The sequence below is a fragment of the Pseudomonas sp. SD17-1 genome (genome assembly GCF_029201585.1).
Taxonomy (GTDB): domain Bacteria; phylum Pseudomonadota; class Gammaproteobacteria; order Pseudomonadales; family Pseudomonadaceae; genus Aquipseudomonas; species Aquipseudomonas palmensis.
Map to the genome: position 1 here is coordinate 5,138,963 of NZ_CP104044.1, position 18,899 is coordinate 5,157,861.

The 18,899-nt window shown below is 56.4% G+C and carries 31 protein-coding genes; all 31 read right to left on the reverse strand.

What is annotated here, in order from left to right:
* Window positions 1–33: 33 nt before the first annotated feature.
* Complete coding sequence (locus tag N0B28_RS23475; RefSeq protein WP_078481647.1) at window positions 34–1,482, reverse strand: catalase; 1,449 nt, start codon at window positions 1,480–1,482, stop codon at window positions 34–36.
* A 175-nt stretch (window positions 1,483–1,657) separates the two neighbouring features.
* Complete coding sequence (gene rplQ / locus N0B28_RS23480) at window positions 1,658–2,044, reverse strand: 50S ribosomal protein L17 (RefSeq protein WP_002555463.1); 387 nt, start codon at window positions 2,042–2,044, stop codon at window positions 1,658–1,660.
* A gap of 43 nt (window positions 2,045–2,087) precedes the next feature.
* A complete protein-coding gene (rpoA, locus tag N0B28_RS23485; RefSeq protein ID WP_003186012.1) occupies window positions 2,088–3,089 on the reverse strand; it encodes a DNA-directed RNA polymerase subunit alpha in 1,002 nt (333 codons plus the stop codon).
* 22 nt (window positions 3,090–3,111) lie between these two features.
* Window positions 3,112–3,732 (reverse strand): 30S ribosomal protein S4, encoded by a 621-nt coding sequence (gene rpsD / locus N0B28_RS23490; protein WP_043861923.1) that lies wholly within the window; start codon window positions 3,730–3,732, stop codon window positions 3,112–3,114.
* 15 nt (window positions 3,733–3,747) lie between these two features.
* On the reverse strand, window positions 3,748–4,137 hold the full coding sequence (gene rpsK, locus N0B28_RS23495; RefSeq protein WP_002555466.1) for a 30S ribosomal protein S11: 390 nt from the start codon (window positions 4,135–4,137) through the stop codon (window positions 3,748–3,750).
* 30 nt (window positions 4,138–4,167) lie between these two features.
* The gene (gene rpsM, locus N0B28_RS23500; protein ID WP_043861924.1) at window positions 4,168–4,524 is read right to left on the reverse strand and encodes a 30S ribosomal protein S13; all 357 of its coding nucleotides are present in this window, start codon (window positions 4,522–4,524) and stop codon (window positions 4,168–4,170) included.
* Window positions 4,525–4,655: 131 nt separating this feature from the next.
* Complete coding sequence (gene rpmJ, locus N0B28_RS23505; protein ID WP_002555468.1) at window positions 4,656–4,772, reverse strand: 50S ribosomal protein L36; 117 nt, start codon at window positions 4,770–4,772, stop codon at window positions 4,656–4,658.
* A 28-nt stretch (window positions 4,773–4,800) separates the two neighbouring features.
* Complete coding sequence (gene secY / locus N0B28_RS23510) at window positions 4,801–6,132, reverse strand: preprotein translocase subunit SecY (protein ID WP_043861925.1); 1,332 nt, start codon at window positions 6,130–6,132, stop codon at window positions 4,801–4,803.
* Entirely contained in the window at window positions 6,133–6,567 is a 435-nt protein-coding gene (rplO, locus tag N0B28_RS23515; protein ID WP_010220318.1) for a 50S ribosomal protein L15, read from the reverse strand.
* A 3-nt stretch (window positions 6,568–6,570) separates the two neighbouring features.
* Entirely contained in the window at window positions 6,571–6,747 is a 177-nt protein-coding gene (rpmD, locus tag N0B28_RS23520; protein ID WP_010220317.1) for a 50S ribosomal protein L30, read from the reverse strand.
* Between the two features lie 2 nt (window positions 6,748–6,749).
* Complete coding sequence (gene rpsE, locus N0B28_RS23525; RefSeq protein ID WP_043861926.1) at window positions 6,750–7,250, reverse strand: 30S ribosomal protein S5; 501 nt, start codon at window positions 7,248–7,250, stop codon at window positions 6,750–6,752.
* A gap of 3 nt (window positions 7,251–7,253) precedes the next feature.
* Entirely contained in the window at window positions 7,254–7,604 is a 351-nt protein-coding gene (gene rplR / locus N0B28_RS23530; protein ID WP_043861927.1) for a 50S ribosomal protein L18, read from the reverse strand.
* A gap of 10 nt (window positions 7,605–7,614) precedes the next feature.
* Window positions 7,615–8,148: a 50S ribosomal protein L6 gene (rplF, locus tag N0B28_RS23535; RefSeq protein WP_043861928.1), complete on the reverse strand. Its 534-nt coding sequence runs from the start codon at window positions 8,146–8,148 to the stop codon at window positions 7,615–7,617.
* Window positions 8,149–8,160: 12 nt separating this feature from the next.
* Window positions 8,161–8,553 carry a 30S ribosomal protein S8 gene (rpsH, locus tag N0B28_RS23540; protein WP_010220313.1) on the reverse strand — a complete coding sequence of 131 codons (393 nt, stop codon included), beginning with the start codon at window positions 8,551–8,553 and terminating at the stop codon, window positions 8,161–8,163.
* A 208-nt stretch (window positions 8,554–8,761) separates the two neighbouring features.
* Complete coding sequence (gene rpsN, locus N0B28_RS23545) at window positions 8,762–9,067, reverse strand: 30S ribosomal protein S14 (RefSeq protein WP_043861929.1); 306 nt, start codon at window positions 9,065–9,067, stop codon at window positions 8,762–8,764.
* Between the two features lie 13 nt (window positions 9,068–9,080).
* Window positions 9,081–9,620: a 50S ribosomal protein L5 gene (gene rplE / locus N0B28_RS23550; RefSeq protein ID WP_043861930.1), complete on the reverse strand. Its 540-nt coding sequence runs from the start codon at window positions 9,618–9,620 to the stop codon at window positions 9,081–9,083.
* A 20-nt stretch (window positions 9,621–9,640) separates the two neighbouring features.
* On the reverse strand, window positions 9,641–9,955 hold the full coding sequence (gene rplX, locus N0B28_RS23555; protein ID WP_008374158.1) for a 50S ribosomal protein L24: 315 nt from the start codon (window positions 9,953–9,955) through the stop codon (window positions 9,641–9,643).
* Window positions 9,956–9,966: 11 nt separating this feature from the next.
* Window positions 9,967–10,335: a 50S ribosomal protein L14 gene (gene rplN / locus N0B28_RS23560; protein ID WP_002555479.1), complete on the reverse strand. Its 369-nt coding sequence runs from the start codon at window positions 10,333–10,335 to the stop codon at window positions 9,967–9,969.
* A gap of 23 nt (window positions 10,336–10,358) precedes the next feature.
* The gene (gene rpsQ, locus N0B28_RS23565) at window positions 10,359–10,625 is read right to left on the reverse strand and encodes a 30S ribosomal protein S17 (RefSeq protein ID WP_008374160.1); all 267 of its coding nucleotides are present in this window, start codon (window positions 10,623–10,625) and stop codon (window positions 10,359–10,361) included.
* A gap of 2 nt (window positions 10,626–10,627) precedes the next feature.
* Complete coding sequence (rpmC, locus tag N0B28_RS23570) at window positions 10,628–10,819, reverse strand: 50S ribosomal protein L29 (RefSeq protein ID WP_002555481.1); 192 nt, start codon at window positions 10,817–10,819, stop codon at window positions 10,628–10,630.
* A complete protein-coding gene (gene rplP / locus N0B28_RS23575) occupies window positions 10,819–11,232 on the reverse strand; it encodes a 50S ribosomal protein L16 (RefSeq protein WP_003255479.1) in 414 nt (137 codons plus the stop codon). The genes rpmC and rplP overlap by 1 nt, the downstream gene beginning before the upstream one ends.
* Before the next feature lie 12 nt (window positions 11,233–11,244).
* The gene (gene rpsC, locus N0B28_RS23580; protein ID WP_010220308.1) at window positions 11,245–11,931 is read right to left on the reverse strand and encodes a 30S ribosomal protein S3; all 687 of its coding nucleotides are present in this window, start codon (window positions 11,929–11,931) and stop codon (window positions 11,245–11,247) included.
* Between the two features lie 13 nt (window positions 11,932–11,944).
* The gene (rplV, locus tag N0B28_RS23585) at window positions 11,945–12,277 is read right to left on the reverse strand and encodes a 50S ribosomal protein L22 (protein WP_003103908.1); all 333 of its coding nucleotides are present in this window, start codon (window positions 12,275–12,277) and stop codon (window positions 11,945–11,947) included.
* A gap of 11 nt (window positions 12,278–12,288) precedes the next feature.
* Complete coding sequence (gene rpsS, locus N0B28_RS23590) at window positions 12,289–12,564, reverse strand: 30S ribosomal protein S19 (protein ID WP_002555486.1); 276 nt, start codon at window positions 12,562–12,564, stop codon at window positions 12,289–12,291.
* Window positions 12,565–12,580: 16 nt separating this feature from the next.
* Window positions 12,581–13,405 (reverse strand): 50S ribosomal protein L2, encoded by an 825-nt coding sequence (gene rplB / locus N0B28_RS23595; protein WP_078481646.1) that lies wholly within the window; start codon window positions 13,403–13,405, stop codon window positions 12,581–12,583.
* Between the two features lie 14 nt (window positions 13,406–13,419).
* Complete coding sequence (gene rplW / locus N0B28_RS23600; RefSeq protein WP_009397515.1) at window positions 13,420–13,719, reverse strand: 50S ribosomal protein L23; 300 nt, start codon at window positions 13,717–13,719, stop codon at window positions 13,420–13,422.
* Window positions 13,716–14,318, reverse strand: a complete 603-nt coding sequence (gene rplD / locus N0B28_RS23605) for a 50S ribosomal protein L4 (protein ID WP_010220305.1) — start codon at window positions 14,316–14,318, stop codon at window positions 13,716–13,718. The genes rplW and rplD overlap by 4 nt, the downstream gene beginning before the upstream one ends.
* A 12-nt stretch (window positions 14,319–14,330) precedes the next feature.
* Window positions 14,331–14,966 (reverse strand): 50S ribosomal protein L3, encoded by a 636-nt coding sequence (rplC, locus tag N0B28_RS23610; protein WP_043861931.1) that lies wholly within the window; start codon window positions 14,964–14,966, stop codon window positions 14,331–14,333.
* A gap of 81 nt (window positions 14,967–15,047) precedes the next feature.
* Window positions 15,048–15,359, reverse strand: coding sequence for a 30S ribosomal protein S10 (gene rpsJ / locus N0B28_RS23615; RefSeq protein WP_003186070.1), 312 nt, complete (start codon window positions 15,357–15,359; stop codon window positions 15,048–15,050).
* A gap of 143 nt (window positions 15,360–15,502) precedes the next feature.
* Window positions 15,503–16,696 (reverse strand): elongation factor Tu, encoded by a 1,194-nt coding sequence (tuf, locus tag N0B28_RS23620; RefSeq protein ID WP_043861932.1) that lies wholly within the window; start codon window positions 16,694–16,696, stop codon window positions 15,503–15,505.
* A 30-nt stretch (window positions 16,697–16,726) separates the two neighbouring features.
* Window positions 16,727–18,874: an elongation factor G gene (gene fusA / locus N0B28_RS23625; RefSeq protein WP_043861933.1), complete on the reverse strand. Its 2,148-nt coding sequence runs from the start codon at window positions 18,872–18,874 to the stop codon at window positions 16,727–16,729.
* Window positions 18,875–18,899: the final 25 nt, after the last annotated feature.

Sequence of the window (18,899 nt, forward strand, 5' to 3'; positions counted from 1 at the left end):
CCAGATGAGGGCGGTTCTTCTTATCACTTCGACTTAGGCCAGATTGAGACCCAATGCCTTTGCGATTCCCCCTCCGTAGGCCGGATCGGCCTTGAAGAAGTGCTGCAGCTGACGATCCACGACATCGCGCGAGACGCTGGCCATGGTGCCGGCGATGTTGGCGATCAGCAGGGCCTTCTGCTCATCGTTCATCAGGCGGAACAGCGCACCGGCATGGCTGTAGTAGTCGGTGTCTTCACGATGATCGTAACGGTCTGCTGCACCACCGAGGGCCAGTGCAGGCTCAGCGTACTGCGGGGCCTGCTTGGGTGCGTCGGCGTAGCTGTTGGGCTCGTAGTTGGGCGCCGCGCCGCCGTTGCTGCCAAAGGCCATCGAACCATCGCGCTGGTAGCTGTTCACCGGGCTGCGTGGGGCGTTTACCGGCAGTTGCTGGTGGTTGGTACCCACACGGTAACGGTGAGCGTCTGCGTAGGCGAATACGCGGCCCTGCAGCATGCGGTCTGGCGACAGCCCCACACCCGGGATCATGTTGCTGGGGCCGAACGCGGCCTGCTCGACTTCGGCAAAGTAGTTGAGCGGGTTGCGGTTGAGCTCCAGTTCGCCCACCTCGATCAGCGGATAGTCCTTCTGCGACCAGGTCTTGGTCACGTCGAACGGGTTCTCGGCACGGCTGGCGGCCTCGGCTTCGCTCATTACCTGGATGCACACGCTCCATTTCGGGAAGTCACCGCGCTCGATCGCTTCGAACAGGTCGCGCTGGGCGTAATCCGGGTCGGTACCGGCCAGGCGGGCCGCCTCGGCAGGCGCCAGGTTCTTGATGCCCTGCTTGGTCTTGAAGTGCCACTTGACCCAGGTACGCTGGCCCTGTGCGTTGATCAGGCTGTAGGTGTGGCTGCCGAAACCGTGCATGTGACGGTAACCATCCGGGATGCCGCGGTCGGAAAACAGGATGGTGACCTGGTGCAGCGATTCGGGCGAATGCGACCAGAAGTCCCACATCATCTGCGGGCTTTTCAGGTTGCTTTGAGGCAGGCGCTTCTGGGTGTGGATGAAGTCCGGGAACTTCAATGGATCACGGATGAAGAACACCGGCGTGTTGTTGCCCACGATGTCCCAGTTGCCTTCCTCGGTGTAGAACTTGAGTGCAAAACCCCGAGGGTCACGCTCGGTATCGGCCGAACCCCGCTCGCCACCCACGGTGGAGAAACGCAGGAAGGTCTCGGTCTGCTTGCCGACGCTGCTGAACAGCTTGGCGCAGGTGTACTGGGTGATATCGCGGCTGACGGTAAACGTGCCATAGGCACCCGACCCCTTGGCGTGTACACGGCGCTCAGGGATGTTCTCGCGGTTGAAGTGCGCAAGCTTTTCAATCAGGTGGAAGTCTTCCAGCAACAACGGACCCCGCGGGCCTGCCGAACGCGAGTTCTGGTTGTCGGCGACCGGCGCGCCACTGGCGGTGGTCAGCGTTTTGTTCTGGCTCATGCACTCTCTCCTTAATCAGACTTTTGCGGCCGGCTAATCGGCGTAGGCAGAAGTATCGACCAGGAACATGACACCATCAAATTCATTACATGACTGAGATCAATAGATTATTTCAATTCACGCAGAAACAAAAAACCGGGCACTGGGCCCGGTTCCTTGTTACAGACTGTTCGCCTTACTCAGCAGCTTCAACCGAGCCACCAACAGGACGATCAACCAGCTCGACGTACGCCATAGGTGCGTTATCGCCAGCGCGGAAACCGCACTTGAGGATACGCAGGTAGCCGCCCTGACGGGTGGCATAGCGCTTGCCCAGATCGTTGAACAGCTTACCGACGATTTCTTTCGAACGGGTACGGTCGAAAGCCAGACGACGGTTAGCAACGCTGTCTTCCTTGGCCAGGGTGATCAGCGGCTCGGCAACGCGGCGCAGTTCCTTGGCTTTTGGCAGAGTAGTTTTGATCAGCTCGTGCTCGAACAGCGACACCGCCATGTTCTGGAACATGGCCTTACGGTGAGAGCTGGTACGGCTCAGGTGACGTCCACTTTTACGATGACGCATGGGTTCATTCCTTACCAAACACTACGTTCGGTGATTACGACGATCAGGCAGTCGCCTTGTCGTCCTTCTTAAGACTTGCAGGCGGCCAGTTGTCGAGGCGCATGCCGAGGGACAGACCACGGGAGGCCAGAACGTCCTTGATTTCGGTCAAGGATTTCTTGCCCAGGTTCGGAGTCTTCAACAGTTCTACTTCGGTACGCTGAATCAGGTCGCCGATGTAGTAAATGTTCTCCGCCTTAAGGCAGTTGGCCGAACGCACGGTCAATTCCAGATCGTCAACCGGACGAAGCAGGATCGGATCGATCTCGTCTTCCTGTTCGACTACCACTGGTTCGCTGTCACCCTTGAGGTCGACGAATGCAGCCAACTGCTGTTGCAGGATGGTTGCAGCACGACGGATTGCCTCTTCAGGATCCAGAGTACCGTTGGTTTCCAGATCAATAACCAGCTTGTCCAGGTTAGTACGCTGCTCGACACGGGCGTTTTCCACCACGTATGCGATACGGCGAACCGGGCTGAACGAAGAGTCGAGCTGCAAGCGACCAATGCTGCGGCTTTCGTCTTCATCGCTCTGACGCGAATCGGCCGGTTCATAACCACGACCACGAGCTACGGTGAGCTTCATGTTCAAGGCGCCATTGGACGCCAGGTTAGCGATTACGTGATCGGGGTTAACGATCTCGACATCATGATCCAGCTGAATATCGGCAGCGGTAACCACCCCCGAACCCTTCTTCGACAAGGTCAGCGTAACTTCGTCACGACCGTGCAGTTTGATAGCCAGGCCTTTCAGGTTCAACAGGATTTCAATGACGTCTTCCTGAACACCTTCGATGGCGGAGTACTCGTGGAGTACACCGTCGATCTCGGCCTCGACTACTGCACAGCCAGGCATGGAGGACAACAGGATGCGGCGCAGCGCGTTGCCCAGGGTATGGCCAAAACCACGCTCGAGAGGCTCGAGAGTGATTTTAGCGCGGGTTGGACTGACGACCTGCACATCGATGTGGCGGGGCGTCAGGAACTCATTTACCGAAATCTGCATGGATGCACCTATTTTCTAGCCCTTACTTGGAGTAGAGCTCGACAATCAGGCTTTCGTTGATGTCGGCAGACAGATCACTGCGAGCAGGAACGTTCTTGAAAACGCCCGACTTCTTCGCGGTGTCTACATCTACCCACTCAACGCGGCCACGCTGGGCGCACAGTTCAAGGGCTTGAACAATGCGCAGCTGGTTCAGCGACTTCTCGCGAACCGCGACCACGTCACCCGGACGAACTTGGTAGGACGGAACGTTTACAGTCTTGCCGTTAACGCTGATCGCTTTGTGCGAAACCAGCTGACGGGATTCGGCACGAGTAGCGCCAAAGCCCATACGATAAACGACGTTATCCAGACGGCATTCGAGCAGTTGCAGCAGGTTCTCACCAGTAGCGCCCTTCGAGGAGGCCGCTTGCTTGTAGTAACCGCTGAACTGACGCTCGAGCACGCCGTAGATACGACGGACTTTTTGCTTTTCACGCAGCTGGGTGCCGTAGTCGGACTGACGACCGCGGCGCTGACCGTGAATACCTGGGGCTGCTTCGATGTTGCACTTCGATTCCAGAGCGCGAACGCCGCTCTTCAGGAACAGATCGGTGCCTTCACGACGAGACAGTTTGCATTTTGGACCAATGTAACGTGCCATTTATCTGTCTCCTGATTACACGCGGCGCTTCTTCGGCGGACGGCACCCGTTATGCGGGATTGGCGTCACGTCGGTGATGCTGGCGATCTTGTAGCCACAGCCGTTCAGAGCACGAACAGCGGACTCACGACCTGGACCTGGACCCTTGACGTTGACGTCGAGGTTCTTCAGACCATATTCCAGCGCAGCTTGACCAGCACGCTCAGCAGCTACTTGAGCAGCGAACGGGGTGGACTTGCGGGAACCGCGGAAACCCGAACCGCCGGAGGTAGCCCAGGACAGGGCGTTACCTTGACGATCGGTAATGGTCACGATGGTGTTGTTAAAGGACGCATGGATGTGGGCGATGCCATCAACCACTGTCTTTTTAACTTTTTTACGAGGACGAGCAGCAGGTTTTGCCATGTCTATATTCCTGTCGATTCGCTGGTGCGATTACTTGCGGATCGGCTTACGCGGACCTTTACGGGTACGCGCGTTGGTCTTGGTACGCTGACCGCGTACTGGCAGACCCCGACGATGACGCAGGCCGCGGTAGCAACCCAGGTCCATCAACCGCTTGATTTTCATGTTGATGTCGCGACGCAGGTCACCTTCAGTGGTGAACTTCGCAACTTCGCTACGCAGCTGTTCAATCTGCTCGTCGCTCAGATCTTTGATCTTCACGGCTGGGTTGACCCCAGTGTCTGCACAGATTTTCTGTGCAGTTGTGCGACCGACACCATAGATGTAGGTCAGCGAGATAACAGTGTGCTTGTTATCTGGAATGTTAACGCCTGCAATACGGGCCATTCAGTGGGACTCCAATTGACAGCTACCTACGCCCCGGAAGCCAAGAAATAGGGCGCGAGATAATATCGCTGTAGAAACAAATAATCAACCCAGCAGCGCACTAGCTGCTGGGTTTGAAGCACAGATCACACTCAGCCTTGGCGCTGCTTGTGACGTGGTTCCGCGCTGCAAATCACTCGCACAACACCTTCGCGGCGAATAATTTTGCAGTTACGGCACAGCTTTTTCACCGATGCACGAACTTTCATCACCAACTCCTCGAACCTTAAGGGTCTCTCAGCGCAGCATTCCGCTGCCACCGTAGCCTTTCAGGTTGGCTTTCTTCATCAGGGATTCGTACTGGTGCGAAACGAGGTGCGATTGTACTTGGGACATGAAGTCCATCACAACCACTACCACAATCAGCAACGAGGTCCCGCCAAGGTAGAACGGAACGTTTGCCGCTACCACCAGGAACTGGGGCAACAGACACACGGCCGTCATATAAAGAGCACCGAACATGGTCAAGCGGGTCAGAACGCCATCAATGTAGCGCGCCGACTGCTCGCCTGGACGGATGCCCGGAATAAAGGCACCGGACTTCTTCAGGTTTTCCGCTACGTCTTTCGGATTGAACATCAACGCCGTATAGAAGAAGCAGAAGAAAATAATCCCTGCACTAAACAGCAGAATATTCAACGGCTGACCAGGAGCGATCGACTGCGAGATGTCCTGCAGCCAGCCCATACCTTCAGACTGACCAAACCAGGCACCCAGCGAAGCCGGGAACAGCAAAATGCTGCTTGCGAAAATGGCTGGGATGACCCCGGCCATGTTCACCTTCAGCGGCAAGTGGCTAGTCTGCGCAGCGAAGACCTTGCGGCCCTGCTGACGCTTGGCGTAGTGAACGGCGATTCGACGCTGACCACGCTCAATGAACACCACAAAACCGATAATCGCTACTGCCAGCAAACCGATAGCGACCAGAGCGAAAATGTTGATATCGCCCGTACGTGCAGACTCGAAAGACTGCCCGATTGCTCTCGGAAGACCGGCGACGATACCTGCGAAAATCAACATCGAGATACCGTTGCCTACACCGCGCTCCGTGATTTGCTCACCCAGCCACATCATGAACATCGCACCCGCCACAAACGTGGAGACAGCGACGAAATGGAAGCCAAAGTCAGCAGAAAACGCTACACCCTGACCGGCCAGGCCGATGGACATGCCAACAGCCTGGACCAGCGCCAGGATAACGGTGCCGTAGCGGGTGTACTGGCTGATCTTGCGACGGCCAGCTTCACCTTCCTTCTTCAACTGCTCCAGCTGCGGGCTGACGGCGGTCATCAGCTGCATGATGATCGATGCCGAAATGTACGGCATGATCCCCAGTGCAAAGATGCTCATCCGTTCCAGCGCGCCGCCGGAAAACATGTTGAACAAGCTAAGAATGGTCCCCTCATTCTGTCGAAACAGTTCCGCCAGCCGGTCCGGGTTGATGCCTGGAACTGGGATGTGTGCGCCTATCCGATAGACGATGATCGCCAGAAACAGAAAACGCAGACGAGCCCAAAGTTCAGACATCCCGCCTTTACCGAGCGAAGAGAGAGCACCTTGCTTAGCCATTTATTCCTCGAACTTGCCGCCAGCTGCTTCGATAGCCGCACGCGCACCTTTGGTGGCTGCGATACCCTTGATGGTGACCGCGCGAGTAACTTCGCCGGACAGCATGATTTTCACACGCTGTACGTTTTGGTTAATCACGTTGGCATCCTTCAAGGATTGCACGGTGACAACGTCGCCTTCCACTTTGGCCAGCTCGGACAGACGCACTTCTGCGCGGTCCATGGCTTTCAGGGAAACGAAGCCGAATTTCGGCAGACGACGGTGCAGCGGCTGTTGACCGCCTTCAAAGCCTGGAGCGATGGTGCCACCGGAGCGGGAGGTCTGACCTTTGTGGCCACGGCCACCGGTCTTGCCCAAACCACTACCGATACCACGACCCGGACGATGCTTCTCGCGACGGGAACCCGGCGCTGGACTCAGATCATTGAGTTTCATCGATTAACCCTCGACGCGCAGCATGTAGTAAGCCTTGTTGATCATCCCGCGATTCTCGGGAGTATCCAGGACTTCTACAGTGTGACCGATGCGGCGCAGACCCAGACCCTTAACACACAGTTTGTGGTTAGGGAGACGGCCGGCGGTGCTTTTGATCAGCGTTACTTTGACGGTAGCCATGATCAGCGGATCTCCTCGACGCTCTTGCCGCGCTTGGCAGCAATGGATTCAGGAGATTGCATAGCCTTCAGACCCTTGAAAGTGGCATGAACCACGTTCACTGGGTTGGTCGAGCCGTAGCACTTGGCCAGGACGTTCTGAACGCCAGCAACTTCCAGGACAGCACGCATCGCGCCACCGGCGATGATACCGGTACCGTCGGAAGCAGGCTGCATGTACACCTTCGAAGCGCCATGGGCGGACTTGGTGGCGTACTGCAGAGTGGTGCCGTTCAGGTCTACCTGAATCATGTTGCGACGGGCAGCTTCCATGGCTTTCTGGATCGCAGCAGGTACTTCGCGCGATTTGCCACGGCCGAAACCAACGCGACCCTTGCCATCACCTACCACGGTCAACGCGGTGAAGGTGAAGATACGGCCGCCTTTTACGGTTTTGGCTACGCGGTTAACTTGAACCAGCTTCTCGATGTAGCCTTCGTCGCGCTTTTGATCGTTATTTGACATAACTTAGAACTCCAGTCCGCCTTCACGAGCACCATCTGCCAGCGCTTTAACGCGGCCGTGGTACTTGAAGCCAGAACGGTCAAAGGCAACTTGAGATACACCGGCGGCTTTCGCGCGCTCAGCTACCAGCTTGCCAACCTTAGTGGCCGCGTCGATGTTGCCAGTGGCGCCATCACGCAGGTCTTTGTCCAAAGTCGAGGCGCTGGCCAGGACTTTGCTGCCGTCGGCCGAAATGACCTGGGCATAGATGTGCTGCGAGGAGCGGAACACGCAGAGACGCACGACTTCGAGTTCGTGCATTTTCAGGCGTGCTTTGCGAGCGCGACGCAGTCGAGTAACTTTTTTGTCGGTCATTTGCTATGCCCTACTTCTTCTTGGCTTCTTTACGACGGACGACTTCGTCCGCGTAACGCACACCCTTGCCTTTGTACGGCTCTGGTGGACGGAAGTCGCGGATTTCAGCGGCCACCTGACCTACCAGCTGCTTGTCGATACCCTTGATCAGGATGTCGGTCTGGCTAGGGGTCTCAGCGGTGATGCCCTCAGGCAGTTCATAATCCACTGGGTGCGAGAAGCCGAGCGCCAGGTTCAGCACGGTGCCCTTGGCTTGCGCCTTGTAACCAACACCGACCAGCTGGAGCTTGCGCTCGAAGCCTTGGCTTACGCCCTGGACCATGTTGTTCACGAGTGCACGGGTAGTGCCGGCCATTGCGCGAGTTTGTTGGTCGCCGTTGCGAGCAGCGAAACGCAGCTCACCAGCTTCTTCAACAACTTCAACGGACGAGTGAACGTTCAGTTCGAGAGTGCCCTTGGCACCCTTCACCGAAAGCTGTTGGCCGACGAATTTGACTTCGACACCGGCTGGCAGCTTAACGGGGTTCTTAGCGACGCGAGACATGCTTATCCCCCCTTAGAACACTGTGCAGAGTACTTCGCCGCCGACACCGGCAGCGCGCGCAGCACGATCAGTCATCACACCTTTGTTGGTGGAGACGATAGACACGCCCAGACCGCCACGTACTTTCGGCAGTTCTTCGACGGACTTGTACTGACGCAGGCCTGGACGACTTACGCGCTTGACTTCCTCGATGACCGGACGGCCTTCGAAGTATTTCAGCTCGATGGACAGCGAAGGTTTGACTTCACTGCTGACCTGATAACCCGCGATGTAACCTTCGTCTTTCAGAACTTTGGCTACAGCCACCTTCAGGGTCGAGGACGGCATGCTTACGACGGACTTTTCAGCCATCTGGGCATTACGGATTCGAGTTAGCATGTCCGCTAACGGGTCCTGCATACTCATGGGCTAGACGCTCCTGATACAAGAAAAATTAGCCTTTCGGCTACTACAGTCACCTGAACACAACGGGCAAAAAACCCGGGCTCAGGTGAGCCGGTCATTCTAGACACATCCCAGAAACGAAACAAGCCCCATAAGGGGCTTGTTTCGTTGCAAGATCACCGGCGGTCGGAAGATCACTCCCCCGCCGCCAGGGCCCTGCCGGTACGTCTTACCAGCTGGCTTTGACCAGACCTGGAACGTCACCGCGCATTGCTGCTTCACGCAGCTTGTTACGGCCGAGGCCGAACTTGCGGTAAACGCCGTGTGGACGACCGGTGATGCGGCAGCGGTTACGCATGCGCGAGGCGCTTGCGTCACGTGGCTGCTTCTGCAGAGCGATCGAGGCTGCCCAACGTTCTTCTGGAGTTGCATTCAGATTAACGATGGTAGCTTTGAGCTCAGCACGCTTCTTGGCGTATTTAGCAACCGTGAGCTGACGCTTCAGCTCGCGGTTTTTCATGCTCTTCTTGGCCATTTTCCTACTCCAATCAGTTGCGGAACGGGAATTTGAAAGCGCGCAGCAGAGCGCGACCTTCGTCATCCGTACGAGCAGTGGTGGTCAGGGTAATGTCCAGACCGCGCAGAGCATCGATCTTGTCGTAGTCGATTTCCGGGAAGATGATCTGCTCTTTCACGCCCATGCTGTAGTTGCCACGACCGTCGAAGGACTTGGCATTCAGGCCGCGGAAGTCGCGAACCCGAGGCAGGGAGATCGCCAGCAGGCGGTCCAGGAATTCGTACATACGATCACGGCGCAGAGTGACTTTGACGCCGATCGGCCAGCCCTCACGGACTTTGAAGCCCGCGATGGATTTCCGAGCGAAAGTCACAACGGCTTTTTGACCGGTGATCTTCTCGAGGTCAGCTACAGCGTGCTCGATGACTTTCTTGTCGCCGACAGCTTCGCCCAGACCCATGTTCAGGGTGATCTTGGTAACGCGCGGAACTTCCATCACGTTCGCCAGCTTAAGTTCTTCCTTAAGCTTGGGAGCAATTTCCTTCCGGTAAATCTCTTTCAGTCGTGCCATGGTCTTCTACCTAGCAGTGTTCAAGCATCAACCGCTTTTTGGGTCGACTTGAAGACACGAATTTTTTTGCCTTCTTCTACTTTGAAACCAACGCGGTCAGCCTTGTTGGTTTCGCCGTTGAAGATGGCGACGTTGGAAGCGTGCAGTGGCGCTTCTTTCTCGACGATACCGCCTTGTACGCCCGACATAGGGTTAGGCTTGGTATGACGCTTCACCAGGTTGATCCCACCAACGACCAGACGGTCGTCAGCGAGAACCTTGAGCACCTTACCGCGCTTACCTTTGTCTTTGCCGGCGATCACGATGATCTCGTCGTCACGACGAATCTTTTGCATGTCGGATCTCCTTACAGCACTTCTGGGGCGAGCGAGACGATCTTCATGAACTTCTCAGTACGAAGTTCACGGGTCACTGGCCCAAAGATACGGGTGCCGATCGGCTCTTGCTTGTTGTTCAGCAGAACAGCAGCATTGCCATCAAAGCGGATGATGGAGCCGTCAGCACGACGGACACCGTGGCGAGTGCGGACTACAACAGCAGTCATCACCTGGCCTTTCTTCACTTTACCGCGAGGAATTGCTTCCTTGACGGTTACCTTGATGATGTCACCGATACCGGCGTAGCGACGGTGCGAACCGCCGAGCACCTTGATGCACATGACGCGACGAGCGCCGCTGTTATCGGCCACATCGAGCATGGATTGAGTCTGAATCATAAAATTTCTCCGACCCCTAGCCCTTAGACTTCAACAGCGCGTTCGAGAACTTCAACCAGTGCCCAGGACTTGGTCTTGGCCAGCGGACGAGTCTCGCGGATGGAGACCTTGTCGCCGATGTGGCACTGGTTGGTTTCGTCGTGCGCGTGCAGCTTAGTCGAACGCTTAACGTATTTACCGTAGATCGGGTGCTTTACGCGACGCTCGATCAGTACGGTGATGGTTTTGTCCATCTTGTCGCTGACGACACGGCCAGTCAGCGTACGGACGGTTTTTTCAGCTTCAGCCATGATCACTTACCTGCCTGCTGGTTGAGCACAGTTTTCACGCGAGCGATGTCACGCTTAACTTGCGAGAGCAGGTGCGACTGCCCCAACTGGCCAGTTGCCTTCTGCATACGCAGATTGAACTGGTCGCGCAGCAAGCCGAGCAGTTGCTCGTTCAGCTGCTGTGCTGATTTTTCACGAAGTTCATTCGCTTTCATCACATCACCGTCCGCTTAACAAAGGAGGTGGCGAGAGGCAGCTTTGCAGCCGCCAAGGCGAATGCCTCACGCGCCAGCTCTTCAGAAACACCCTCGATCTCGTACAGGACCTTGCCTGGCTGGATCTGGGCAACCCAGTACTCCACGGAACCCTTACCTTTACCCATCCGCACTTCGAGAGGCTTCTTGGAGATCGGCTTGTCCGGGAATACACGGATCCAGATCTTGCCGCCACGTTTTACGTGACGGGTCAGGGCACGACGTGCCGATTCGATCTGGCGAGCGGTGAGACGACCGCGAGCAACAGCTTTCAGAGCAAACTCGCCGAAGCTGACTTTGCTACCGCGCAGTGCCAGACCACGGTTGTGGCCAGTCATCTGCTTGCGGAATTTTGTACGCTTTGGTTGCAACATTTGGCGTACCCCTTACTTAGCAGCTTTTTTACGAGGCGCTGGTGCTTGTGGTTTCAGTTCTTCTTGGCGACCACCAATAACTTCGCCTTTGAAAATCCAAACCTTCACACCGATCACACCGTAAGTGGTGTGAGCTTCGTAAGTGGCATAGTCGATGTCGGCACGCAGGGTGTGCAGTGGCACACGACCTTCGCGATACCATTCAGTACGTGCGATTTCAGCACCGCCGAGACGACCGCTCACCTGGATCTTGATGCCCTTGGCACCAATACGCATGGCGTTCTGTACGGCGCGCTTCATGGCGCGACGGAACATCACACGACGCTCCAGCTGCTGAGCTACGCTCTGAGCTACCAGCATACCGTCGAGTTCCGGCTTGCGGATCTCTTCGATATTGATGTGCACAGGCACACCCATTTGCTTGGTCAGGTCCTGACGCAGTTTCTCAACATCTTCACCTTTCTTCCCGATAACGATACCTGGACGAGCGGTGTGGATGGTGATGCGTGCAGTTTGAGCCGGACGATGGATATCGATACGGCTAACGGACGCGCTTTTTAGTTTGTCTTGGAGGTACTCACGCACATTCAGATCTGCGAGCAAATAGTCCGCATAAGTCCGACCGTCTGCGTACCAGACGGAGGTGTGCTCCTTGACGATTCCCAGGCGAATGCCAGTGGGATGTACTTTCTGACCCATCTGATCGACTCCGTTACTTGTCCGCAACCTTGACAGTGATATGGCAAGACCGCTTGACGATGCGATCAGCGCGGCCTTTGGCACGCGGCATGATGCGCTTCAGCGAACGCCCTTCGTTGACGAAAACGGTGGAGACCTTCAGGTCATCAACGTCTGCGCCTTCGTTATGCTCGGCGTTGGCTACGGCCGACTCGAGGACTTTCTTCATGATTTCAGCGGCTTTTTTGCTGCTGAAGGCCAACAGGTTGAGCGCTTCGCCCACCTTCTTCCCGCGGATCTGGTCGGCGACCAAGCGGGCTTTCTGGGCGGAGATGCGAGCGCCCGACAACTTAGCGGCTACTTCCATTTCCTTACCCCTTAACGCTTGGCTTTCTTGTCAGCCACGTGCCCGCGGTAGGTGCGGGTACCGGCGAACTCGCCCAGTTTATGGCCGACCATGTCTTCGTTCACGAGAACTGGGACGTGTTGGCGACCGTTGTGTACCGCGATGGTCAGACCGACCATTTGTGGCAGGATCATCGAACGGCGCGACCAGGTCTTAACTGGTTTGCGATCGTTCTTTTCCGCCGCCACTTCGATCTTCTTCAGTAGGTGAAGATCGATAAAAGGACCTTTTTTCAGAGAACGTGGCACTGTCGTATCCCTCTATTTACTTGCGACGACGGACGATCATTTTGTCGGTACGCTTATTACCACGAGTCTTCGCGCCCTTAGTCGGGAAGCCCCATGGCGATACCGGATGACGACCACCGGAGGTACGACCTTCACCACCACCATGTGGGTGGTCAACCGGGTTCATGGCAACACCACGAACGGTTGGGCGAACGCCACGCCAGCGTTTGGCACCAGCTTTACCCAGCGAACGCAGGCTGTGCTCGGAGTTCGAGACTTCGCCCAGGGTCGCACGGCACTCAGCCAGGACTTTACGCATTTCACCAGAGCGCAGACGCAGGGTCACATAGACACCTTCGCGAGCGATCAGCTGAGCCGAAGCACCAGCGGAACGAGCGATCTGTGCACCTTTGCCCGGCTTCAGTTCGATGCCGTGAATGGTGCTACCCACTGGAATGTTGCGCAGTTGCAGGGAGTTGCCTGGCTTGATTGGAGCCAGAGCACCTGCGATCAGCTGGTCGCCAGCACTCACGCCTTTAGGGGCGATGATGTAGCGGCGCTCGCCGTCTGCGTAGCAGAGCAGTGCGATGTGAGCAGTACGGTTCGGGTCGTATTCGATACGCTCGACAGTGGCGACGATGCCGTCCTTGTCGTTGCGACGGAAGTCGACCATACGGTAATGCTGCTTATGACCACCACCTACGTGACGCGTAGTGATGCGGCCATTGTTGTTACGACCACCAGACTTCGATTTCTTCTCGAGCAGCGGTGCGTGAGGAGCGCCTTTATGCAGCTCCTTGTTGACCACCTTGACCACGAAACGGCGGCCAGGGGAAGTCGGTTTGCATTTAACGATTGCCATGATGCACCCCTTCCTTACTCAGCACTGCTGCTGAAATCGAGATCTTGGCCGGGTTGAAGGGAGATGATCGCCTTCTTCCAGTCATTACGCTTGCCCAGACCGCGAGCGGTACGCTTGGTCTTACCCAGAACGTTCAGGGTAGTCACGCTTTCCACTTTCACGCTGAACAGGCTTTCGACGGCCTTCTTGATTTCCAGCTTGGTTGCGTCGGTAGCAACCTTGAAAACGAACTGGCCTTTCTTGTCAGCCAGAACCGTGGCCTTCTCGGAAACGTGCGGGCCAAGTAGAACTTTAAATACGCGTTCCTGGTTCATCCCAGCAGCTCCTCGAATTTCTTCACGGCCGACACGGTGATCAACACCTTGTCGTATGCGATCAGACTGACCGGATCGGAACCCTGTACGTCACGTACGTCGACGTGCGGCAGGTTGCGAGCAGCCAGGTACAGATTCTGATCAACAGCATCAGAAACGATCAGTACGTCGCTCAGACCCATGCCGTTCAGTTTGTTCAGCAGGTCTTTGGTTTTCGGTGCTTCAACAGCGAAGTCCTGAACCACGACCAGACGGTCGGTACGCACCAGCTCGGCGAGGATGGAACGCATTGCTGCGCGGTACATCTTCTTGTTGAGCTTCTGCGAGTGGTCTTGAGGACGAGCTGCGAAAGTGGTACCGCCGCCACGCCAGATTGGGCTACGGATAGTACCGGCACGAGCGCGGCCAGTGCCTTTCTGACGCCATGGGCGCTTGCCGCCACCAGCAACGTCGGAACGGGTTTTCTGCTGCTTGGTGCCCTGACGGCCGCCGGCCATGTAGGCCACGACTGCTTGGTGTACCAGCGTCTCGTTGAATTCGCCGCCGAAAGTCAGTTCGGAAACTTCGATCGCTTGAGCGTCATTTACATTTAGTTGCATGTCAGCTTCCCCTTAACCGCGAGCCTTGGCAGCCGGACGCACAACCAGATTGCCGCCAGTAGCGCCAGGAACGGCACCCTTGACCAGCAACAGATTGCGTTCAGCGTCGACGCGCACTACTTCGAGGGACTGAACGGTCACGCGCTCGGCGCCCATGTGACCGGACATTTTTTTGCCCTTGAATACACGACCAGGAGTCTGGCACTGGCCGATAGAGCCCGGGACGCGGTGGGAAACGGAGTTACCGTGGGTATTGTCTTGACCGCGGAAATTCCAACGCTTGATGGTACCGGCAAAGCCTTTACCTTTCGACTGACCGGTAACGTCTACCATTTGGCCAGCAGCGAAGATTTCTGCATTGATCAAGTCGCCAGCCTGGTACTCGCCTTCTTCAAGACGGAATTCCCAGACACCGCGACCAGCGGCAACGTTCGCTTTAGCGAAGTGACCTGCTTGAGCAGCAGTCACACGCGAAGCGCGACGCTCGCCAACAGTGACTTGCACTGCGCGATAGCCATCAGTTTCTTCGGTTTTGAACTGGGTGACGCGATTCGGCTCGATCTCAATGACCGTGACCGGAATGGAGACACCTTCTTCGGTGAAAATACGGGTCATACCGCATTTACGACCGACTACACCAATAGTCATGTTGTAAACCTCATGAGTGTACGGGGCTTTCACCCGCTATGGCCGCCCATTTCAGAGCGTTACACGACTAAGACCCGAGTCTTAGCCGAGGCTGATCTGCACTTCCACGCCTGCCGCAAGATCGAGCTTCATAAGAGCATCAACGGTTTTATCCGTTGGCTGGACGATGTCCAGTACGCGCTTATGAGTACGGATCTCGTACTGGTCACGCGCGTCTTTGTTGACGTGCGGGGAGACCAGAACGGTGAACCGCTCTTTACGGGTAGGCAGTGGAATTGGACCACGCACTTGAGCACCAGTACGTTTCGCGGTTTCCACGATTTCCTGGGTGGATTGGTCGATCAGGCGATGGTCAAAAGCCTTCAACCTGATACGGATTTGCTGATTTTGCATTGGATTTCAGACTCCAGGCTGCTATTCCCACCGGGCGCACTACGCCCGTTAAAAGGAGGCGTGATTCTATAGACACCCCCACTGAGTGTCAACCCAATAAAAAAGCCCCCGCAAAAGCGGGGGCCTTTCTAAACGATCAACGATTACTCGATGATTTTGGCTACGACGCCGGCGCCGACGGTACGACCGCCTTCACGGATAGCGAAGCGCAGACCGTCTTCCATCGCGATGGTCTTGATCAGAGTGACAGTCATCTGGATGTTGTCACCTGGCATTACCATTTCAACGCCTTCTGGCAGCTCGCAGTTACCAGTCACGTCAGTAGTACGGAAGTAGAACTGTGGACGGTAGCCTTTGAAGAACGGAGTGTGACGGCCGCCTTCTTCCTTGCTCAGAACATAGACTTCTGCGGTGAACTTGGTGTGCGGCTTGACCGAACCTGGCTTGACCAGAACCTGGCCACGCTCAACGTCGTCACGCTTGGTGCCGCGCAGCAGCACGCCGCAGTTCTCGCCAGCACGACCTTCGTCCAGCAGCTTGCGGAACATCTCAACACCGGTGCAGGTAGTGGTGGTGGTGTCACGCAGACCAACGATTTCCAGGGCGTCTTGAACGCGGACGATGCCACGCTCGATACGACCGGTAACAACGGTACCACGACCCGAGATCGAGAATACGTCTTCGATTGGCATCAGGAACGGCTTGTCGATAGCGCGCTCAGGCTCTGGGATGTAGGTATCCAGAGTCTCAACCAGCTTCTTGACAGCGGTGGTGCCCATTTCGTTGTCGTCTTTGCCTTCCAGCGCCATACGAGCCGAACCGATGATGATCGGGGTATCGTCGCCTGGGAAGTCGTAGGTGGACAGCAGGTCGCGAACTTCCATCTCGACCAGCTCCAGCAGCTCAGCGTCGTCTACCAGGTCAGCCTTGTTCAGGAAGACCACGATGTACGGAACGCCAACCTGACGGGACAGCAGGATGTGCTCACGGGTTTGTGGCATCGGACCATCGGCAGCCGAGCAAACCAGGATCGCGCCGTCCATCTGGGCAGCACCGGTGATCATGTTCTTCACGTAGTCAGCGTGACCTGGGCAGTCGACGTGAGCGTAGTGACGAATGGTCGAGTTGTACTCAACGTGAGCGGTGTTGATGGTGATACCGCGAGCTTTCTCTTCTGGAGCGCTGTCGATCTTGTCGAATTCAACGACTGCGGAACCGAAAACTTCGGAGCAGACGCGAGTCAGAGCTGCGGTCAGAGTGGTTTTACCGTGGTCAACGTGACCGATGGTGCCAACGTTGACGTGCGGAAGGGAACGATCAAATTTTTCTTTAGCCACGACAATTAACTCCTAGCCTAAAGGACTGAATCAGCCTTGTTTTTTAACGAGCGCTTCGACGATGTTCGACGGAGCCTCAGCGTATTTGGAGAATTCCATGGAGTAGCTCGCGCGACCCTGGGACATGGAACGAACGTCGGTCGCATAACCGAACATCTCTCCGAGCGGAACTTCAGCACGGACAACCTTGCCGGACACCGAATCTTCCATACCCTGGATCAGACCACGACGACGGTTCAGGTCACCCATCACGTCACCCATGTAGTCCTCAGGGGTCACAACTTCTACCTTCATGATCGGCTCAAGCACCTTACCGCCGCCTTTGGCTGCGAGTTGCTTGGTCGCCATGGAGGCCGCCACCTTGAACGCCATCTCGTTAGAGTCGACGTCGTGGTAGGAACCATCAAACACGGTTGCCTTCAGGCCGATCAGCGGATAGCCGGCAACGATGCCGTTCTTCATCTGCTCTTCGATACCCTTCTGGATCGCCGGGATGTATTCCTTCGGAACCACACCACCCACAACCTCGTTGGTGAAAACCAGGCCTTCGGTGATGTTGCCGTGTGCGTCCACGTCTGGCTGCGAGAAGCGGATCCAGCAGTGACCGAACTGACCGCGACCACCGGACTGACGAACGAACTTGCCTTCGATTTCGACGTTGTCTTTGGTGATCTGCTCGCGATAGGAAACCTGCGGCTTACCGATGTTGGCTTCGACGTTGAATTCGCGCTTCATGCGGTCAACGAGGATGTCCAGGTGAAGCTCGCCCATACCCGAGATGATGGTCTGGCCGGTTTCTTCGTCGGTCTTGACGCGGAACGACGGGTCTTCCTGAGCCAGCTTGCCCAGTGCGATACCCATCTTTTCCTGGTCCTGCTTGGTTTTCGGCTCGACAGCTACCGAAATCACAGGCTCAGGGAAGTCCATACGCTCGAGGATGATCGGCTTGTCGGCGTTGCACAGGGTGTCACCAGTGGTGACGTCCTTCATGCCGATCAGAGCAGCGATGTCGCCGGCCAGTACTTCCTTGATTTCTTCACGCTGGTTGGCGTGCATCTGCACCATACGACCAACGCGCTCTTTCTTGCCCTTGACCGAGTTGATCACGGAGTCGCCGGACTGCAGCATACCCGAGTAAACACGGACAAAAGTCAGAGTACCAACGAACGGGTCGGTGGCAATCTTGAACGCCAGAGCCGAGAACGGCTCGTTGTCGTCGGCATGACGCTCGTCGTAGTCGGCGTCGACCAGCTCTTCCTTTGGCTTCTCGATCAGGTCAGGGTGGATACCCTTGATCGCAGGAATCTCGGTAGGAGCAGGCAGGAAGTCGATAACGGCGTCGAGAACCAGGGGAACGCCCTTGTTCTTGAACGACGAACCACAGACAGCCGGAACGATCTCGCTGGCCAGGGTACGCGCGCGCAGACCGGCCTTGATTTCTTCGACGGTCAGCTCTTCGCCTTCCAGGTACTTGTTCATCAGCTCTTCGCTGGACTCGGCAGCCGCTTCAACCATGTTGGAGCGCCACTCTTGAGCCAGCTCCAGCATATCGGCAGGAATTTCTTCCTCGCGATAGGTGGTGCCTTTGTCGTCTTCGTTCCAGTAGATAGCCTTCATCTTGATCAGATCGACCTGACCCTGGAAGTTCTCTTCCGAACCGATGGCCAGCTGAACAGGAACCGGGGTGTGACCCAGACGGTTCTTGATCTGACCTACGACGCGCAGGAAGTTGGCACCGGCACGGTCCATCTTGTTCACGTATACAACACGTGGAACGCCGTACTTGTTGGCTTGACGCCATACGGTTTCGGACTGTGGCTCAACGCCGGAGGTACCGCAGAACACAACGACAGCGCCGTCGAGTACACGCAGCGAACGCTCAACTTCAATGGTGAAGTCAACGTGGCCGGGGGTATCGATGACGTTTACGCGGTAGTTGTCATACTGACCCTTGGAGCCTTTCCAGAAGGTAGTGACAGCAGCGGAGGTAATGGTGATACCCCGCTCCTGCTCCTGCACCATCCAGTCGGTGGTCGCGGCGCCATCATGCACCTCGCCCAGTTTGTGGCTCAGGCCTGTGTAGAACAGGATCCGCTCGGTAGTAGTGGTCTTGCCCGCGTCAACGTGCGCGCAAATACCAATGTTACGGTAGCGGTTGATTGGTGTAGTACGAGCCATAGAGCCCTCGCAAAAATAGTGATGC